Below are 18,054 nucleotides of genomic sequence, written 5' to 3' on the forward strand. Positions count from 1 at the left end.
GGGCAACGGGACGGCGCGGATTTTTAATAACGAGCCGCGCGTCTTTACGTTCAGTATGCACGGGCGGCACAACTACCCGTTCCACAAGGAGAGGTCGGACCTCGATGTCGAGCTGGAGAAGGGGACTGACGGCAAGGCGTATCTGGAGTTGCTCGGACAACACCTCCCGCGACTGCTAAGCGACGTCCGTCCGGACTTCGCGTTCTACCTGTCCGGCGTGGACGTGCTCGGCACCGACCGCTTTGGCCACCTGAACCTCTCGGTCGACGCCTGCGCGGAACGCGACCGGATGGTCTTCCGTGCCCTGCGCGACTCGGCCGTGCCGTGCATGGTCGCGATGGGCGGGGGCTATTCGCCGGACGTGCGCACCATCGTGGAGGCGCATTGCAATACGTTCCGCGTAGCGAAGGACGTGTTTGGCCTCGACTAGGCGTTCGGCAACTTCTTCTTGATCGTATTCACCTGCTCCTGCAGGTTGCTCACGAGATGGCTCAGCGACGTCACGTCGTAGCGCTGCTGGGGGCTGACCTTGGTGATGACGACCTGGGCGGCCCAGAGCTCCATGATGTCCTCCATGGCCAGCTGGTAGGGCTCGTAGACCGGGTTGTCGCTGACCAGGGTGACCTTGGCGCGGGAGCGGTTGTTGCGGAGGATGCGTTTGTAGACGATGCCCTCGGTCTTGGAAACCACGATGTAGGCCTGGTTGTTCTTTACGGCCTCCATGTCCTCCACCTTTTCACCGACGATGACAGAGCCGCTTGGGGTCGGGAGCATCGAGTCGCCCACGATTTCGAACGCGCGGAAGTTTCCGGAGGCGACCATCGGGAGGGTAAAGGTGTTGAGCTCGTCGACGAATTCGGGGTCGCCATAACCATTCAGGTAACCGGCGGCGGCCTTCAAAGGCACGAAGGGGATGATCGACTGACCCGGGGTTGACAGCTTCAGCTGGCGGCGCTTGGACAGGTAGTTGCTACCCGACCCTTCGCCGATGTCGCTTCGGAGCAGGTCGTCCAGGGTAACCTTGAAAATGTCGCTGACGATTTCCAGGACCTCGGTCCGAGGCTCGGCTCTTTCTTCTTCATACGCTCCCAACAGGGAGCGTTTGATACCAAGTCGGGTGGCGAATTCTTCCTGGGTCCAGCCGCGCAGCTTGCGTAAGTACTTGAGGTTTTTACCGGCGATGGCCATAGTAAGTGCAAAATTTTAGCACTAAAATACTAACATTTTTAGTATTTCCAAAAAAAGACGCTAAAAGGTGTAATTTCGGCCAGACGCGCCCGCACCCTCAAAGGAAATGTACTATGGCACAAACAAAGCAAGAACAGCCCGTTATCCTGGTGACCAACGATGACGGCGTCACCGCACCGGGGCTCCGTAACCTCGTGGAAGCCGTGAAAGACCTTGGACAGATCGTAGTCGTAGCCCCCGACAAGCCCCAATCGGGGATGGGGCACGCCATCACCATCGGCTATCCCCTCCGGATGGATCCCGTAACCATTTTTGACGGCATCGAAGCCTGGCAGTGCAGCGGCACCCCGGTGGACTGCGTAAAGCTGGCCGTGGACAAGGTCCTGCACCGCAAGCCGGACATTTGCCTGTCGGGCATCAACCACGGTCCCAACCACTCCATCAATGTCATTTACTCCGGCACCATGAGCGCCGCCATCGAGGCGGCCATCGAAGGCATCCCGTCGCTGGGTTTCTCACTGCTGGACTATAGCCTGGAGGCCGATTTCACCGCGGCCAGGCACTACGCCCACCTGCTCGTCGAAAGGGTGCTCAAGGACAAGATACACCGCCACCTTTCGCTGAACGTCAACATCCCGTCGGTGCCCATGGAGCTCATCCAGGGGGTAAAAGTATGCCGGCAGGCCTATGCCAAATACGAAGAGGACTTCAATGAACGCCTCGACCCGCGCGGGAAAAAATATTACTGGTTAACCGGAGAATTCGTGAATTTTGACGAGGGGACCGATACCGATGTCTGGGCCCTGCAGAACAACTACGTGAGCGTGGTACCGGTGCAGTTCGATCTAACCAATTATACCATCAAACAACAACTGGAAAAAACGTGGCAACTGTGACCATCAAAAAAGGCCGCTTCAAGTTCTTCAAACAAGACCACGTAGGGCTGGGACTCGCGCTGGGAGCTCTGGCGCCCATCCTGGGCTTCCTGATCTACTATTTTTTCAAATACCGGCTCTTCTCATTTCGCGACTTCCTGAACCTGCTCCTGGAACAGCACAACCTCATTACCGCCATCACCAGCATATCCCTCCTGGCCAACGCGGTCATTTTCACCCTGTATATCAACGCGGGTAAGGACCAGACCGCCAAGGGCATCTTCGTCACCACCGTCCTGTACGGGATCGCCGCCCTGCTGGTAAAGCTCATTCTCTAAGTCCATGCGCTACTATCTCATAGCCGGGGAGGCCTCCGGGGACCTGCACGGGAGCAACCTCATCAAAGCCCTTCGCGGCAAAGATCCCTCGGCGGAATTCCGTTGCTGGGGAGGCGACCTGATGCAAGCCGCGGGAGCGACCCTGGTCAAACACTACCGGGAGCTCGCGTTCATGGGTTTTGTAGAAGTCATCCGGCACCTGCCCGACATCCTGCGCAACCTCCGGATGTGCAAGACCGACATCCTGGCCTACGAACCCGACGTCCTGATCCTGATCGACTATCCCGGTTTCAACCTGCGCATCGCCCCCTGGGCAAAGGCCCGGGGTCTGCGCGTCGTGTATTACATTTCCCCCCAGGTTTGGGCCTGGAAGGAATCCCGCGTCAAAAATATAAAGACCAGCGTCGACAAGATGCTCGTGATCCTGCCCTTCGAGCAGGCATTCTACAAAAAGTGGGACTACACGGTGGACTACGTGGGTCATCCCCTGGTGGAGGTGATCGAGGCCGCGCAAAGGCAACAGCCGGAAAAGCTATCGGACAAGCCCATCGTGGCGTTGTTACCCGGCAGCCGGGCCCAGGAGGTCGCTCTCAAGCTCCCGGTCATGCTGGAAGTCAGCCGGTATTTCCCGGACTACCAGTTTGTCGTCGCCCAGGCGCCCAGCCTCGACGACGCCTACTACAACCACTACACCCAGGCCTATCCGAACGTGCAGCTGACCAAAGGCAACACCTACGGGCTGCTCCGTCAGGCCCGGGCCGCCCTGGTCACTTCCGGCACCGCTACGCTGGAGACCGCGCTGTTTGGCGTCCCCGAAGCCGTCTGCTACAAAGGCAGCCAGTTTTCCTACGAGATCGCCAAACGGCTCATCAAGGTAAAGTACATTTCCCTGGTGAACCTGATCATGGACAAACCGGTTGTAAAGGAGCTGATTCAGCAGGATATGAATGCGGACAACCTGCGGACGGAGCTCGACAGGTTATTGAACGACGCGGCGTACCGGGCCCGGATCGAAGCGGACTATGCGGCGCTGAAGCAAATCCTGCAACAGGGGGGAGACGCTTCGACCAACGCGGCGGTGATCATCGACCGGTTTGCGCGGGTCGTCTGAAAAAAGCGGCCTAGTGGTGTATCAGGCAACGGTACAACAACAGGATCATCCCTGCCAGGAAGATCAGGGTAGTAATTCGGTTGATGCCATGCATCAGACCGAGGTTGATGCTCCGGGGCGCATTGGGGTCCCGTCGCTTCAGGAAAAGATATTCGGCAAATTGCCTGAAGAAGCCCATATGGGCAAAGTTACGAATAACAAATCTTCCCTTCGAACGCCTGCCGGATCTCCATGCCGATACAGAGGATCAGCTTCACTCCCGTTTCGTCCTGCCAGAACAGTTTTTGCCGGAAGGCATACCACCGGTAGCCCTGGATACTGCCGGCGGACCGGACGCGGAAACGGACCTCGCGGATGTCGGGGCCGTCCAGGGACCGGAGAGTGAGGGTGTTCCTCTCCAGGATCACCATATCTTCGGGTAAGACAATGGGCTCCAGCAGGTCCCGTAAACGTGCGGGCATGCCGGGCGTCGACTCGAACAGGTTGCCGTTCTTCTGATTATGGTAGACGACCAGGTCTTCGGCGGGATCGTACAAGAACATCCAGTCCGGTATGAGGTCCACGATGTGCTGCAGCATGGCTGCGAAATCGGATTTAGTAAAACTGTAGGTGTTATACATCGGCATATCGCGTAAATTAGTACCTATTGAATATACTCAAATTTATATACAAGGCAAATAGATAACGAATGAAAAGGTCTGTGGTCATAGGGGTTGCCTTTACGTTTTTGTTGTTCATTTTATCGGCGTGGTTGTCGGGTATGAAGGAGGCGCCGTCGCCCGTCTATATCCCGCCCAGCGGGCAACGCAGCGGTGACCCGGGTCTGGGATACCGTTATGTGGTAGAAGGGGACTACCTGAAAAGCGGTATCCCTTATGACCTATACCTGATGGCCTATGGAAAGGACAAAAAGCACTACCTCCAACGGGACAGCCTGAACGAAAATATCCCCTATAATTTCACCGCCGTCAAGGCGTCCAACGGCGTTGTCGTGGTAGTACCGAACTGTCTTCAATGCCACGCCCAGGTTTTTGGCGACAAGCTGATCGTCGGGCTGGGAAGCACCGACGTGGACTTCACCCACAACGAGCGGTCCGGCGTGACCGCCATGCGCAACTGGCTAAAAACCTTTTCCGGCGGACATTCCGGGAAATACGAGGCGGCGGCCGACTTTATAAAAGTCACCTCCGCGGTAGCCCCGGGCCTGGTTACGCACGTCCGGGGAGTCAACGCCGCGGACCGGCTGGCGGCTTTGCTGGCCGCCCACCGGGATCCCGTGACCCTTCGCTGGAAGGATACGCCGGCGCTGGAGATACCCGATGCCGTCATTCCGACGGACGTACCCGCCTGGTGGTTGCTCAAGAAGAAACACGCCATGTTCTATAACGGCTTTGGCCGCGGCGATTTTGGGAAGTTCCTCATGGCCAGCAACTTGCTGACGGTGACAGACACCGCCGAGGCCAACGTGGTAGATCGCAATATACCCAACGTGCTGTCCTGGCTCCTCACCCTGGAACCGCCCAAATATCCCTACCCGGTCGATAAGCCAAAGGCCACGCGCGGGAAATACCTCTTCGAAACCTATTGCGAAAACTGCCACGGGAGCTACGGCCCCCAGGGGGGCTATCCCAACCTCCTGATCCCGGAGGCCATCGTCGGTACGGATTCCTTATTGTATGCCAGTAATTTCCAATACCCCCAGTTCATCGACTGGTTCAACAATTCCTGGTTCAGCAGCGGCCCCTACCCCGCGCAGCTCACGCCCTTCAACGGCTATATTGCGCCGCCGCTGGACGGCATATGGATCACCGCCCCTTATTTCCACAACGGTTCCGTGCCCACGCTGGAGGCGGTCCTGAACAGCAAGGAGCGGCCGGTCTACTGGAACCGTTACCAGGGCAATAAAACGGTGTACGACTACGACGCCGTGGGTTTCCGGTATACCACCCCCGACAAACCGGGTGGCTCCAGCGTATACAACACGACCCTGCCGGGGTATGGCAACTACGGGCACACGTTCGGGGACGAGCTGACGGCCGGGGAAAGGAAGGATTTGATCGAATACCTCAAAACGCTATAATACCTCAAAACACTAAAAGGCCGCGGGGAATCCGCGGCCTCTTCAAGCGACGTTGCCAGTTATATGCTTAGCTGACCGTCGACTTTGCCTGGTTGCGGATATCATACAGGTCGTCCTGTATGTTATTCGCGTGACTTTTTGCCTTGCGTCCGAGGCTTTTCAGCTGATCGGAAATGTCGTCGATCCTGTCGGAAATGTCTTTGCGCATTTCACTCCCCTTCTTGGGGGCCATCAACAGGCCTAGCGCGGCGCCTGCGGCCGCGGCTGCAGCCAATCCGATAAGGAAGGTGGAATTTTTAGTCATAACATGCATTTTCTTGGTTAGCGAAGAGATACTAAACCAAAGGAAAGAACCATGCCAGACTGGAATCGAAGTGCTACAATAGCGTTAAAAGCCTTTCCAGGTATAGCTTATCGGTTTCATCAAAGGCCGCCAGGCGGTCGCTGTCTACATCGAGCACGCCCCAAACCTCGCCGGCCTTCAGGAGCGGTATAACGATCTCGGAACGCGAAAGGCTGCTACAGGCGATGTGCCCCGGGAAGGCCTCCACGTCCGGCACCACCAGCGTCTCCGCTTTGGCCCAGCTGGTCCCGCAGACGCCCCTCCCCTTCCGGATGCGCGTACAGGCGACCGGGCCCTGGAAAGGACCCAACACCAGCTCTTCCCCCTTCACCAGGTAAAAACCCACCCAGAACCAGCCGAACTGCTCCTTGAGCGCGGCCGCGACGTTGGCGAGGTTGGCGACCAGGTCGGTTTCACCGTCCAGGAGACCCTGTATCTGGGGCAACAACCCTTCGTATTGTTCTATCTTCGTACCGGATGCTATCTGTAAATCTTCTGCCATGCAACAAAGTTACAAAATCGGCCGTTCATCCTTTTCGGCACCGGGCTTGCAAGACATACTCCGATGTGTTTGAAGTTGACGATAGCCCTGATGTTCGGCGCCTACCTCCTGCCCTCCCTGGTCCGGGCGCAAACCAAACAGGCTATGCTGGGCGATTCCGCGGTGTTTATCGTCAAACAGAAGCACGCAACGTATGATTCCTCCTACTATGCTTCCTACCCGCACAAGCTGACGGCCCGGTTATACTGGGCGCACAAACTGAATACCTTCCTTCTGGACGAGCCCGGGGGCACCTTGAAGTACAAGCCGAACACCCCACCCAGTCTCGGCATCGGCGCGACCTATGGGTACTTTTCAGTGAACCTGTCGGCGAGTCTCGGCTTTTTTGCCCCACCGGGGGACAAGGGCAAAACGCATTACTTTGATTTACAAGCGCATTTTTATTGGAGAACGTTATCTGTTGATCTTATTGGACAGTTTTACAGGGGCTACTATCTTTCTAATGGCTCCTTTCCGGGTCAGACGTCGGACTATGCCCGGCCCGACATAAGAACGGCCTTCGTAGGGGCGTCGGCCTACTATGTTGCCAACTTCCGGCATTTTTCCAACCGGGCCTTTGTCGTCCAGGACGAATGGCAGCAAAAGTCGGCGGGCTCATTACTCCTGGGTTGCGGGATCTATTACGGAGCGATCCGTGGGGACAGCGCGCTGGCGCCGTCGATGGTGCACGCGGACAGTACCTCTTACGACGTCCATGGGGCGCATTTCGTCATGCTCGGTCCCGGGGTGGGCTATGCGTATACCTTCGTCCTCAAAAGACACTATTTCGCCACCGGCGGCGTGACGGCCGCCGCGGGTCTTGGGTACACCCGTGAGTATGGCGATGGGGATTTCAGCCGTCTGGGCATCAATCCCATCCTTACCTATAAGCTGGCGGGGGGCTATAACGGCGCCATATGGGGCGCCGGCGTCTCATGGGTGTACAACCGGATGTCCGTGTCCGGTATCCAGGGTCATGATGCCTATCTCGTCCGCAACGGGTTGTACATGATCACCCTGTCTCACCGCTTTGGATTGAGCGCCCGCACGCGAAAGAAGTTGAACGATATCCCTCAGAAGGTAAAGGACGCGATCACACCTTAGTGAATCGTAACCTTCCTGGGCACCAACGCCAGCCAGGACACGCCAAAGACACCGGCCAGGTCGTTTCGGGTCTTATAATAGAGCAACAGGACCTGGGTACCGTATGCGACCTTTTGTTCGGCAGAGATGGTACTGTCTTTGCAAAGCTGGTTAAGGGTGGCCCATTCCCCGATACGGATACGCAGCAGGTTGGACCAATAATAATCGGCGTAGGAAAAACGGCCAAGGTCGTAGGGCATCCCCATGGCGCCGCTGCTGAATACCGATGGGGTGCAAAGGTCGTCCGCGCGCTGCAGGTCGTCGAGCGCCTTTTTGAATTCCCCGCTTTGGTATTCCAGGTCCGCCTTGGCCTGGTAGAGCCATTGGGTCATCAGCGCCACCGAAGCGAGACTGCCATAGGCGCCGAGATAGGTGTCGAAGGCGCCCTCAAACCTCTTTTTGTAGTCGGGACCATAGGCTTTGTTGAAAAGGCCATCCGCGTCGACACTGATGTCATAGGCCCCGGCCATCTCTGGCAACAGTTCCCGGAGATCGGTGGGGTTCGGCGTTTTCTTTTCTTTTTTTGACCGGGTATCCACCAGGATGGTCTTCATGGCTTTTTCCTTGGAAGGGCCATACTTCCCCTTGACCTCGACCATGTCGTCGAAGGGATTGGATAAAAAGGGCGGAAATCCAAATTCCACGGCCTCGCCGTTTCGGCTGATCCGATAGTCGAGCCTGTTGGAGATGCCCTCCAGCACCGCCTGGCCGTCGTTGTGTGACAAAGCCTCCTGGATGTCCGCCGCGCGGCGGTCGGTATAGATGTTCCAGTCGTCGAGGTTGTCGTCCGGGTTGCTGATAGAATAGCTGTAGGGCGATTGCATCAAAAACGAGGTGTCCAGGTATAAGTCGCTATAGGTACCGATTGTCCCATAGACCAGCGACCGGCGCCGGTACTGCTCGTGCCACTCGGCGTCCATGGCCTGCCACTCGGCCCGTTGCTGCCGCTGTTCCGCGATGCTGTTGAGCGTGCTGGCAAAGTCGCCGAGGGCCGAGTTGATCGCGGCGCTGTTGGCTTGAGACTGCGCCTGGCGGAGCCGCTGGATCTGCGCCTGCTGGGTGGCGGTGCTGCCGCCGTTTTGCATGCCGTTGATGGAGGCCTGGTTGATGGCCAGGGAGGTTTGGATGGCGTCGTTACCGGGCTGGCGGGCCTGGTCGATATAACGCTGCGTCTGCTGTTGGGTGGCGGTGAGGCCCTGCGCGGGGGCGGGGGCGGACGCCGTGGGGGCCGGGGCAGTGGCAACCGCGGAAGCGTGTGTTGGCGCCACTACAGGTGTGGGCGTGGGCGCGGCCGCCACAGGCGCCGCCGGCGACTCCTCCTGGGAAGCCCCTTCCGAAAGGGTCAGCTGCGCGGTCTTCTCATTCCCCGTCGAAGACCTCGTTATCGGGTCCTTCCCGCTGGGCTTCCCGCATTCGTCGGTGGCAAACGGCTTATCATGGGCGTCGTCGCCAAACCGGACGTTGGTGACGATCACATAGAGCGTGTGGCTGGACGCAAACAACCCCCCGCCGGTGGATGGTTGTACGCCAAACCAGTCCTTGGGGTCCCTGGACTGGTCCTCGCCCGCCTTGAGCGTTATCCGGCCGTTGTGTCCCAGCTGGTCCGGGGACCATTTGCCCGCCATATAGGTCTCGAGCTCCGCCGGGGCCAATATGGTGAACTCAAAACTGATGTCCTCGGTGTAGTCGTTCCTGAACTGACAACTCCAGCTGTTCTTGCCGGTGTTGCCGCTCGGGCCGCCGTTGGAAAGGTGGAAATGCAGCCCCTTCCAGCAGGCGACGTTGTTCCAGGGACCCCAATGGTCCTGGGCGTGTGTAAGCAAAGAGGCCGAAAGCAGGGTAAGGGTAATAAATACTTTGTTCACAATGATGGTTTCAGGTCCGTAAAATTACTGGCCGGAGTGCGGGTGAAAAATACCCATTAATAGGTATGAACGTTATCGGAAAAAGTGTGCGATATCGGGCACTTTTGCGAAGCAAAAAACATACAAGTACTTAAATTTCAAAACAATATCGATGGCACCCAGCTTGCAACCGTTTAGCCGAAAAGTACAGCCATGGACACCCCCATACAGGAAACAGAACTCGCGAAAAAACGTCGGAAACGATGGATCGTAGCCGCCGCCGCGCTGGCCATCCTGGCCCTCGCCCTATGGGCGACATGGATCCTCCTGACCCCCTCCCTCACCCGCGCGGATATCACCACCGCCGTCGCGACCACCGGCAATATCGAAAACACCATCACCGCGTCGGGGGAGGTCCTCCCGGAATTCGAGGAGACGCTCACCAGCTCCATCGACTGTTCGATCCGCAAGGTCCTCAAGGACGAAGGCGCCACCGTGGAAGCCGGGGAATCGATCCTGACGCTGGACAAATCCCAGACGGAGGCCGACCTGGAAAAGATGCGGTTCCAGCTGGCGTCCAAACAGGGCGACATCGAGCGCATGAAGGTCGACCTGGGCGAAAGCTATTCCGACATACAGTCCAACAACGCCATCAAGCAACTCCACATCGGCAACCTCAGCGACGAAGTCGAGAACGCCAAAAAGCTTTTTGAAGCGGGGGGCGGGACACGGGAACAGATCGAGCAGGCCGAGCTGAACCTGAAGGTCGCGCAGGAGGAAAAAAAACAGCTCGAAAACCAGATCCTTGCCAAACAGCAAACGATGAAGCTGGATATTAAGTCGTCGGAACTTGCGGCGGACATCCAGGCCAGCGACCTCCACGCGCTGGAGCGGAAACTGGAGCTGGCGAACGCCACGGCCACCAGGGCGGGCGTGATCACCTACGTGGACAAGAACATCGGGTCCTCCGTCCGTCAGGGCGAGACGCTCGCACGTATCGCGGACCTGAGCAGTTTCAAGGTATCGGGGAGTATCTCCGACAATTACCTCGACCAGCTGAAGGCCGGCATGCCCGCGATCGTCAGGGTCAACGACACCCTGCTCCGGGGACGGGTCGACCACGTATACCCGTCGGTCCAGGGCGGCCTGGTCGGTTTTGACGTCGTGCTCGACAGGGCCAACGAAGCAAAATTGAGACCGCACCTCAAGGTAGACGTCTACCTGGTCACAGCCGCGCATACCGGCATCGTCCGGGTGTCCAACGGGGCGGCGTTCAAGGGAGGTAAAAGCCAGGATGTCTTTGTCGTCGACAACGGACGCGCCTATCGCCGTTCTGTGACAATCGGCCTTTCCAATTTCGACTACGTGGAAATCGTGCAAGGCATACACCCCGGCGATACGGTCATCACTTCCGATATGAGCGGGTACAAGACCATTCAGCAACTAAACATCAAGAACCCGTGATCGCACTACTTTGCCTGCTGCTGTACGGACGCCCAGCGGACACCGCCCGCCTCACCCTCCCCCAGGTCGTGGACCTGGCGAAGCGCAACTCCATCGACGCCCGCCAGGCCATTACCACGCGGAAGACAAAATACTGGCAATACCGTACCTACCGGTCCAACTACCAGCCGCAGCTGTCGATGACCGGTACCGTCCCCGCTTATACGAAGTCGTACACGGAGGTCGTACAACCCAACGGAACCATCCTTTTCCAACCGGTTTACTACGACAATTCCACGCTGACCTTCAACTTCAGCCAGAGCATCGCGGCCACCGGCGGGTCGATCTATGGCACCACACAGCTCCAGCGGTTTGACGACTTCGACCGTAAAAACATCCTCTACGAGGGCGTGCCGTATGGCATCGGTTACAGCCAACCCCTGTTCCAGTACAACCAGCTCCGCTGGGACAAGCGCATCGAGCCGTTAAAGTTCAACGAAAGCAAGCAGGCGTATATAGAAGCGCAGGAGAAGATCGCGGTCACGGCCGAGGGATATTTCTTCGACCTGTTGCTGGCGCAGGTCAACCTGCGGGTGGCCGAGACCAACCGGCGGAACACCGAAAAGATCCTGTCTGTTGCGCAGATCAAGTACGGTCTGGGCAAAGTCTCCCGGAACGAGATCCTGCAATTGCAACTCGAGCAGGTCAATACCGAAAAGGCGGTGGGCATCGCCAGGCGGGACGTGGAAGTGGCAACCCTGGCGCTCCGGACCTACACCGGGGAGGACTCGGCGGACGCGATCGTCCTGACCGTTCCGGACGTCATCAGCCAGGTAACCATATCCACCGAAAAGGTCCTGGAAGAGGCCTACGCGAACCGATCCGACGCCATCGCCTTTATCCGACGGATCAACGAAGCCAAACGGGACGTGGCCCTCGCCAAGGGTCAGAACGGCTTCACCGCGACGCTCACCGCCAACCTGGGATATTCCAATACCGGACCCACCATACCGGACGTTTACCGCAGCCCGCAGGACCAGCAGCTCGTGCAGCTCCAGTTCAATATTCCCATCCTCGACTGGGGACGAGCCAGGGCGAGGACGCGCACGGCGGAGGCCAACGAACAACTGATGGAATACACCGTGGAGCAGGACAAGCTGGTCTTCAAACAACAGATCGTCACCCAGGTGACCCTTTTCAACATGATGAAGGACCAGGTGGGACTGACGGAACGGGCCGATAGCATCGCCTCGGACAAATACGAGATCGCGCGGCAGCGCTACCTCCTGGGCGATCTCAGCATCACCGACCTGAGCATCGCCTTCCAGGAGAACGACCAGGCCCAACGGGACTACGTCTCCGCGCTCCGCGACTTTTGGGGCGCGTATTATCAACTACGCTATCTTTCCCTCTACGATTTCGAACGCAACGAAAAAATCAAATACAACTAAGATGCTTCACTTACAAAACATCGAAAAGGTATACCGGACCGACACTGTCGAAACGCTTGCCCTCAAGAACATCAACCTCATGGTGGGTAAGGGCGAATTCCTGTCGGTCATGGGGCCTTCCGGCTGCGGAAAGAGCACACTGCTCAATATCATGGGGCTGCTCGACGGACCCACCCGGGGCGACGTCCGGATCGACGGACATGCTACGGCGCGCCTGTCCGACAAGGAGCTGGCACGGTTCCGCAACAAATCCATAGGGTTTATCTTCCAGAGCTATCACCTTATCGGGGACCTCCAGGTGCTTGACAACGCCGAGTTGCCCTTGTTATATCGCGCCGTCTCCGCCCGGGAACGCCGCCGGCTGGCGGCTGAGGCCCTCGGCAAGGTCGGTCTGTCGAACCGGGTCAAGCATTTCCCCACCCAACTGTCCGGCGGTCAGAAGCAACGGGTCGCGATCGCGCGCGCCATCGTGGGGCGCCCCGAGATCATCCTGGCGGACGAGCCGACGGGCAACCTGGACTCGGTGATGGGCGGCGAGATCATGGACATCCTGCTCGACCTCAACCGCACCGAAGGGACCACCATCGTCATGGTCACCCATGATGAAAACATGGCGCGAAGAACGCACCGCCTCGTCCGATTGTTTGACGGATCACAAGTACAATAGCCATGTTACGTAACTATCTAAAAATCGCGATCGCCGTGCTGAAGCGTCGCTGGTTCTTCACCTTCATCAGCCTTTTCGGCATCAGCCTGACGCTGGCTACCATTATGGTGGTGGTCGCTTTTTTCACCCAATTCGAAAACCCGGGCTATCCGGATATCCACCGGGACCGCATGCTGTACGTCACCTCCATGTATTTCTGGGGGGACGGCGACAAGCACAATATCAACGGGGGAGCCATCGGCTTTTATTTATACAAGCACTATGCGTCGACCCTCAAGATACCGGAAGCGGTAGCGCTGTCGTCCAACCCGACAAGGACCAACACCTACATCAACGACAAGAAGCTCGGCCTCGCCCTCCGGTATACCGACGAGCACTTCTGGGACGTCCTGCAATTCCAGTTTTTGGAAGGCAAGCCCTTCGATCGGCGGCAGATCGACAACGGGGACAACGTAGCCGTCATCACCGACGACCTGCGGAACGACTACTTCGGAAAGGGCGAAACAGCCGTCGGCAAATACATTGTAGCCGATAACACGCAATTCCGCGTGATCGGCGTCGTGCGCGGGGACGTCAGGTCCAATGAGTTTTCCACTGCCGACGTCTACCTCCCCTATTCGCTGTCCAGGGGAGATTTAAAAAGCACGGATATATCGGGCAACTATTCGATTTTACTGCTGGCCCGCAACAAGTCGGAGATACCGGCCATGCGCCGCGAATTCGACGAGATGTTCAATCGCATACCCATTTCCGACCCAATGAGGTATGATCACCAAAAGACCTGGGCGGATCTCTTCCTGGCGACCTATACCCGTCACCTTTTCGGCATCAGTATGTCGAACGGGCATTTCCGGGAGAATGGCGACGGTATAACCTGGTTCTATGTTTGTGCAGCGCTTCTGACCTTCTTGTTCATGCTGATCCCGACGATCAACCTCATCAATATCAACGTGACCCGGATCATGGAAAGGTCCTCGGAGATCGGGGTGCGTAAATCCTTTGGCGCCTCCTCCGGCACCCTGGTCCTCCAATTCCTGGTGGAGAACGTCTTCCTGACGCTGCTGGGCGGCCTTATCGGGGTACTGCTGTCTATCGCGGCGCTCGCCCTTCTGAACCGCGCCGAGCCTATCAAGAACCTGCACCTTTTCCTGAACTTCCCGGCCCTCCTCTATGGCCTGGCCGCCTGTCTTTTCTTCGGGATATTGTCGGGCGTATACCCCGCCTGGAGGATGTCCCGGTTAAACGTCGTCACCGCCCTCAAATCCTGAACGTTATGCTCCGTCATTTATCCAAGCTGATGTGGAACAAGAAAAAACAACACCTCCTCCTGGTGATCGAGATTTTCTTTTCCTTCCTGGTCATCTTCGCCATAGCCACGATGATCGTCTTCTTTTACCGCAACTACCGGAAACCCATAGGACTGGAGGACAAGGATGTCTGGACGGTCCACTTCGATAACGCGGACACTCCCGGTTCCGCGGATTCTTTAGCCGCCTTTTACGATATGGTGCATGAAGCCGTCATCTCCCTTCCCAAGGTCCGGGAGGCCAGTTACACCAGCTTTAACACGCCTTTCGGTGACGCGATGAATATAACGGCCTTTAACACCGGGAATAAGCAGGTGGGTAATGTCTATTCATACCACACGGACGACCACTACGCGGACGCCTTGGGCATGAAACTGGTCGAGGGCCGTTGGTTCGACAAGACGGACGACGCGGCGCGCTACCAACCGATCATCATCAACCAGTCGCTGGAACAGGCGGCCTTTGGCGGCGAGGCCGCCGTGGGAAAAGTGATCGGGACCGACCAGGATGCGCACAAGAGGCGTATCGTCGGTGTCGTCGGCGACGCAAAGGTCAACGGCGACTACAGGCAGCCCAATTCCTCGATCTGGGAGCGGATAGATACCAATTTCCGTCGCGATGTAACGACCATGCTGGTCAAGGTAACACCCGACGCCGATGCGACCTTCGAGGGCCAGTTGTTCCAACTGCTCTCCAACCGCATAAAACACGCCGATATCGGTATCTCCCATCTCTCCGACTCCCGATCGAACATCAATGGCCAGGCGATCATCCCGCTGATCATTTTTGGCATTATCGCCGGATTCCTGGTGCTCAATGTGGCCTTCGGCCTTTTTGGCGTGCTCTGGTACAATATCAACCGGCGCCGCGGCGAGATCGGCCTTAGGAGGGCCGTGGGCGCCACCGGGGGATCGGTTGCCACCCAACTGTGGACCGAGACGTTGATCCTGGCCACCTTCGCCCTGGTACTGGGTACGTTCTTCGCCGTCCAGTTCCCGCTGCTCCACGTCTTCGACCTCCCCACCGGCGTTTATATCCTAGCCCTTATTTTTGCTATCTTGTTCATCTATGCCCTGGTGACGATTTGTTCCCTGTACCCGGGCAGACAGGCCGCCGGCATTTACCCCGCCGTCGCCCTGCACGAAGACTGAGGTATGATACTGATCATTGACGACGATATGGCCGTGCGGGCTTCACTGGTGCTGCTGCTGAAGACACACCGGTATGCGGTGCGCGAGGCCGTTAGCCCCGTGGAGGCCCTGGAGGTGCTGGAGGGTACTTCGGTCGACCTCGTCCTGTTGGACCTCAACTTTTCGATGGGTACCACGGGTGAGGAGGGTCTGGCATTGCTGGCCCGCATCAAGGAGTCGTGGCCTTCGATCCCCGTCATCCTGATCACCGGCTGGGGTTCGATCGCGCTCGCGGTGCAGGGCATGAAGATGGGCGCCGGGGATTTTATCAACAAACCCTGGGACAACGAACACCTGCTGGCGTCGGTCAGGACCCTGCTGGACCTCCGGGGTCCGCGGCCCGGGCAGCGCACCCGTAAGCAGCTGGACAGCCAGTTCCAATTTCAGCACATCATCGGTGAAGACCCCCGGATGTTGAACATACTGGACACGATCGGCCGGGTGTCGCCCACCGAGGCGTCGGTGCTGATCACCGGAGAAAGCGGCACCGGTAAGGAGCTCATCGCCGAAGCCGTGCACGCCAACAGCCTGCGGTCTGCCAAACCCTTTGTCAAGGTAAACCTGGGCGGTATTTCCACCTCCCTTTTCGAAAGCGAGATGTTCGGCCATATCCGTGGCGCATTTACCGACGCGCGGTACGACCGGGCGGGCCGGTTCGAGACGGCGAATAAAGGGACCATTTTCCTGGACGAGATCGGGGACCTCGAACCATCCAGCCAGGTCAAGCTGTTGCGCGTGCTACAGGATCGGACATACGAGGTGCTGGGCAGCAGCCGCACCCGGACCGTCGACGTGCGCGTCGTCTGCGCCACCAACAAGAACCTCCCCGAGATGGTGGCGCGCGGCGCCTTCCGGGAAGACCTGCTCTACCGCATCAACCTGATCAACCTCCACCTTCCGCCCCTGCGGGAACGCCAGAAGGACATCCCCCTGCTGGTGAATTTCTTCCTGGGCAACCTCCGGGAGATCTACCACCGGTCCGCCCTTTCGGTTTCGCCGTCCGCCATGCGCTGGCTCCAGCACCTGCCGCTGCCGGGGAACATCCGGCAGCTCAAAAACCTGGTGGAGCGCACCATCCTCGTGACGCCAAAGGACCTGCTGGAGATCGATGACTTCACACCCCAGCTGGAACGGGCGCCCAGCGCCCCGACCGGTTCCTTCCAGACCCTGGAGTCGATGGAGGTCGAGATGATAAAGCGGGCCCTCGAGTTCCACAAAAACAAGATATCCCGCGCCGCAAAGGCCCTCGGCATCACCCGCAGCGCGCTCTACCGCCGGCTGGAGAAGTACCAAATCCCCTTCGATGCGGCTGAGGACTAAGTTCATCCTGCTCGTCAGTCTGCTGCACGCCGCGCTGCTCGTGCTGTCCTTTTTCATGTGGCGCAGCCAACCGTTGCTATTCTTGCTCTCCGAAGCCATCTTCATCGTCACCGCGCTCCTGTCCTGGGGTCTCTACCGCCAGCTCCTCCGTCCCCTCCGGATGCTCCAGGAGGGCATAGAGGCCATCCGGGACAAGGACTTCACCGTCAAATTCCGTCCCACCGGAAAGGTGGAAATGGACCAGCTGATCGACGTCTACAACCGGATGATCGAGGAGCTGCGCGCCGAGCGCACGCGTCAGGAGGAGCAGCATTTTTTCCTGGAAAAACTCATCCAGACCTCCCCTACCGGGATCGTGATCCTCGATTATGACGGCGAGGTACAGGAGATCAACCCGCGGGCGCGGGCCATCCTTTCGCCGGCGCTGCTGGCCCTTATGCTGGAGCTCCCTGCCGGCGCCAGCCGAATCGTCAAGCCCGGCGGCGTCCACACCTACAAGCTCCAAAAGTCGCATTTCATGGACCGGGGCTTCTCCCGTCACTTCGTGATGATCGAAGAACTCACGCTGGAGCTCCTGGCGGCCGAGAAGAACACCTACGGCAAGGTCATCCGGATGATGGCCCACGAGGTCAACAACACCATCGGGCCGGTCAATTCGATCATCCAGTCGGTGCTCCTCGACGGATCGTTATCGCGTCTGCTGGCCGACGCCCTCGACGCCGCCCAAACCCGCAACCAGCACCTGAATTTATTTGTGCGGAATTTCGCGGAGCTGGTGAAGCTGCCGCCCCCGGAGCTCAAGCCAGTAGCGCTGGCAACGCTGCTGGAGACGGTTTCCCGGGTCATGTCCATCACCGCGCTACAGCGGGAGGTAACCTTGTCCGTCGACTTCGAATGGCTGGTCGTTCCCGCCGACGAAAACCAGCTCGAACAGGCGCTCGTCAACATCGTCAAAAACGCCATCGAAGCCATCGATGGACCAGGCGCGGTTTCCATCACGCTCACCGGGCGCCGGCTCGTCATCGCCGACACCGGCAAAGGCATACCGCCCTCCGCACAATCCCTGTTGTTCTCCCCCTTTTTCAGCACCAAAAAGGACGGCCAGGGGATCGGGCTTACGCTGGTCCGCGAGATATTGACGCAGCATGGGCTGGAATTTTCGCTGGCGACCGTGGTGCCCGGGCGGACGGAGTTCGTCATTGTCTTCTGACAC

18 protein-coding genes and 1 pseudogene are annotated in these 18,054 nt (G+C 58.3%); 13 read left to right on the top strand and 6 right to left on the bottom strand.

Going from position 1 to position 18,054, the window contains the following annotated elements:
* Positions 1–430, top strand: a pseudogene (locus VL547_RS13810) (histone deacetylase); the annotation flags it as partial.
* Here the strand turns inward: VL547_RS13810 and VL547_RS13815 are convergent.
* Positions 427–1,188: a LexA family transcriptional regulator gene (locus VL547_RS13815; protein WP_325578725.1), complete on the bottom strand. Its 762-nt coding sequence runs from the start codon at positions 1,186–1,188 to the stop codon at positions 427–429. The pseudogene VL547_RS13810 and the gene VL547_RS13815 sit on opposite strands and share 4 nt — an antisense overlap.
* Before the next feature lie 113 nt (positions 1,189–1,301).
* Between VL547_RS13815 and surE the strand changes: the two genes are divergently transcribed.
* From surE to lpxB, 3 genes are read left to right on the top strand one after another with little or no spacing between them, the layout of a single operon-like run.
* On the top strand, positions 1,302–2,084 hold the full coding sequence (gene surE / locus VL547_RS13820) for a 5'/3'-nucleotidase SurE (RefSeq protein ID WP_325578727.1): 783 nt from the start codon (positions 1,302–1,304) through the stop codon (positions 2,082–2,084).
* On the top strand, positions 2,081–2,401 hold the full coding sequence (locus tag VL547_RS13825; protein WP_325578729.1) for a hypothetical protein: 321 nt from the start codon (positions 2,081–2,083) through the stop codon (positions 2,399–2,401). The genes surE and VL547_RS13825 overlap by 4 nt, the downstream gene beginning before the upstream one ends.
* A gap of 4 nt (positions 2,402–2,405) precedes the next feature.
* The gene (gene lpxB / locus VL547_RS13830; protein WP_325578731.1) at positions 2,406–3,512 is read left to right on the top strand and encodes a lipid-A-disaccharide synthase; all 1,107 of its coding nucleotides are present in this window, start codon (positions 2,406–2,408) and stop codon (positions 3,510–3,512) included.
* Positions 3,513–3,522: 10 nt separating this feature from the next.
* On the opposite strand, the gene VL547_RS13835 is transcribed toward lpxB, so the two are convergent.
* Together VL547_RS13835 and VL547_RS13840 are read right to left on the bottom strand one after the other, a co-directional pair.
* Complete coding sequence (locus tag VL547_RS13835; RefSeq protein WP_325578733.1) at positions 3,523–3,690, bottom strand: DUF6728 family protein; 168 nt, start codon at positions 3,688–3,690, stop codon at positions 3,523–3,525.
* Between the two features lie 10 nt (positions 3,691–3,700).
* Positions 3,701–4,138 carry a hypothetical protein gene (locus VL547_RS13840; protein ID WP_325578735.1) on the bottom strand — a complete coding sequence of 146 codons (438 nt, stop codon included), beginning with the start codon at positions 4,136–4,138 and terminating at the stop codon, positions 3,701–3,703.
* Positions 4,139–4,200: 62 nt separating this feature from the next.
* Between VL547_RS13840 and VL547_RS13845 the strand changes: the two genes are divergently transcribed.
* Positions 4,201–5,592 carry a hypothetical protein gene (locus tag VL547_RS13845; protein WP_325578737.1) on the top strand — a complete coding sequence of 464 codons (1,392 nt, stop codon included), beginning with the start codon at positions 4,201–4,203 and terminating at the stop codon, positions 5,590–5,592.
* Between the two features lie 67 nt (positions 5,593–5,659).
* On the opposite strand, the gene VL547_RS13850 is transcribed toward VL547_RS13845, so the two are convergent.
* Complete coding sequence (locus tag VL547_RS13850; RefSeq protein ID WP_325578740.1) at positions 5,660–5,896, bottom strand: YtxH domain-containing protein; 237 nt, start codon at positions 5,894–5,896, stop codon at positions 5,660–5,662.
* A 73-nt stretch (positions 5,897–5,969) separates the two neighbouring features.
* Positions 5,970–6,437, bottom strand: a complete 468-nt coding sequence (locus VL547_RS13855) for a GAF domain-containing protein (RefSeq protein ID WP_325578742.1) — start codon at positions 6,435–6,437, stop codon at positions 5,970–5,972.
* 69 nt (positions 6,438–6,506) lie between these two features.
* Between VL547_RS13855 and VL547_RS13860 the strand changes: the two genes are divergently transcribed.
* Positions 6,507–7,580 (top strand): DUF4421 family protein, encoded by a 1,074-nt coding sequence (locus VL547_RS13860; protein WP_325578744.1) that lies wholly within the window; start codon positions 6,507–6,509, stop codon positions 7,578–7,580.
* On the opposite strand, the gene VL547_RS13865 is transcribed toward VL547_RS13860, so the two are convergent.
* The gene (locus VL547_RS13865) at positions 7,577–9,484 is read right to left on the bottom strand and encodes a hypothetical protein (protein WP_325578746.1); all 1,908 of its coding nucleotides are present in this window, start codon (positions 9,482–9,484) and stop codon (positions 7,577–7,579) included. The genes VL547_RS13860 and VL547_RS13865 overlap by 4 nt on opposite strands.
* Before the next feature lie 192 nt (positions 9,485–9,676).
* On the opposite strand from VL547_RS13865, the gene VL547_RS13870 reads away from it, so the two are divergent.
* The 7 genes from VL547_RS13870 to VL547_RS13900 are packed head-to-tail and all read left to right on the top strand — an operon-like array spanning position 9,677 to position 18,051.
* On the top strand, positions 9,677–10,927 hold the full coding sequence (locus VL547_RS13870) for an efflux RND transporter periplasmic adaptor subunit (protein ID WP_325578748.1): 1,251 nt from the start codon (positions 9,677–9,679) through the stop codon (positions 10,925–10,927).
* Positions 10,924–12,357 (top strand): TolC family protein, encoded by a 1,434-nt coding sequence (locus VL547_RS13875; RefSeq protein WP_325578750.1) that lies wholly within the window; start codon positions 10,924–10,926, stop codon positions 12,355–12,357. The genes VL547_RS13870 and VL547_RS13875 overlap by 4 nt, the downstream gene beginning before the upstream one ends.
* Position 12,358: 1 nt before the next feature.
* Entirely contained in the window at positions 12,359–13,024 is a 666-nt protein-coding gene (locus VL547_RS13880) for an ABC transporter ATP-binding protein (protein ID WP_325578752.1), read from the top strand.
* A gap of 2 nt (positions 13,025–13,026) precedes the next feature.
* Positions 13,027–14,292, top strand: coding sequence for an ABC transporter permease (locus VL547_RS13885; RefSeq protein ID WP_325578754.1), 1,266 nt, complete (start codon positions 13,027–13,029; stop codon positions 14,290–14,292).
* Positions 14,293–14,297: 5 nt separating this feature from the next.
* Positions 14,298–15,482, top strand: a complete 1,185-nt coding sequence (locus VL547_RS13890) for an ABC transporter permease (RefSeq protein WP_325578756.1) — start codon at positions 14,298–14,300, stop codon at positions 15,480–15,482.
* A 3-nt stretch (positions 15,483–15,485) separates the two neighbouring features.
* Positions 15,486–16,841, top strand: coding sequence for a sigma-54 dependent transcriptional regulator (locus VL547_RS13895; RefSeq protein WP_325578758.1), 1,356 nt, complete (start codon positions 15,486–15,488; stop codon positions 16,839–16,841).
* The gene (locus tag VL547_RS13900) at positions 16,825–18,051 is read left to right on the top strand and encodes a sensor histidine kinase (protein ID WP_325578760.1); all 1,227 of its coding nucleotides are present in this window, start codon (positions 16,825–16,827) and stop codon (positions 18,049–18,051) included. Before VL547_RS13895 ends, VL547_RS13900 begins: the two co-directional genes overlap by 17 nt.
* Positions 18,052–18,054: the final 3 nt, after the last annotated feature.

It is taken from the genome of Dinghuibacter sp., from assembly GCF_035492835.1.
In the GTDB taxonomy this organism is placed as follows: domain Bacteria; phylum Bacteroidota; class Bacteroidia; order Chitinophagales; family Chitinophagaceae; genus Dinghuibacter.

Bases quoted from the DNA above. Each gene is read 5' to 3' on its own strand.
- VL547_RS13815 (WP_325578725.1), bottom strand. From the start codon at position 1,188: ATGGCCATCGCCGGTAAAAACCTCAAGTACTTACGCAAGCTGCGCGGC.
- surE (WP_325578727.1), top strand. From the start codon at position 1,302: ATGGCACAAACAAAGCAAGAACAGCCCGTTATCCTGGTGACCAACGAT.
- lpxB (WP_325578731.1), top strand. From the start codon at position 2,406: ATGCGCTACTATCTCATAGCCGGGGAGGCCTCCGGGGACCTGCACGGG.
- VL547_RS13835 (WP_325578733.1), bottom strand. From the start codon at position 3,690: ATGGGCTTCTTCAGGCAATTTGCCGAATATCTTTTCCTGAAGCGACGG.
- VL547_RS13840 (WP_325578735.1), bottom strand. From the start codon at position 4,138: ATGCCGATGTATAACACCTACAGTTTTACTAAATCCGATTTCGCAGCC.
- VL547_RS13845 (WP_325578737.1), top strand. From the start codon at position 4,201: ATGAAAAGGTCTGTGGTCATAGGGGTTGCCTTTACGTTTTTGTTGTTC.
- VL547_RS13850 (WP_325578740.1), bottom strand. From the start codon at position 5,896: ATGACTAAAAATTCCACCTTCCTTATCGGATTGGCTGCAGCCGCGGCC.
- VL547_RS13855 (WP_325578742.1), bottom strand. From the start codon at position 6,437: ATGGCAGAAGATTTACAGATAGCATCCGGTACGAAGATAGAACAATAC.
- VL547_RS13870 (WP_325578748.1), top strand. From the start codon at position 9,677: ATGGACACCCCCATACAGGAAACAGAACTCGCGAAAAAACGTCGGAAA.
- VL547_RS13880 (WP_325578752.1), top strand. From the start codon at position 12,359: ATGCTTCACTTACAAAACATCGAAAAGGTATACCGGACCGACACTGTC.
- VL547_RS13885 (WP_325578754.1), top strand. From the start codon at position 13,027: ATGTTACGTAACTATCTAAAAATCGCGATCGCCGTGCTGAAGCGTCGC.
- VL547_RS13890 (WP_325578756.1), top strand. From the start codon at position 14,298: ATGCTCCGTCATTTATCCAAGCTGATGTGGAACAAGAAAAAACAACAC.
- VL547_RS13895 (WP_325578758.1), top strand. From the start codon at position 15,486: ATGATACTGATCATTGACGACGATATGGCCGTGCGGGCTTCACTGGTG.
- VL547_RS13900 (WP_325578760.1), top strand. From the start codon at position 16,825: ATGCGGCTGAGGACTAAGTTCATCCTGCTCGTCAGTCTGCTGCACGCC.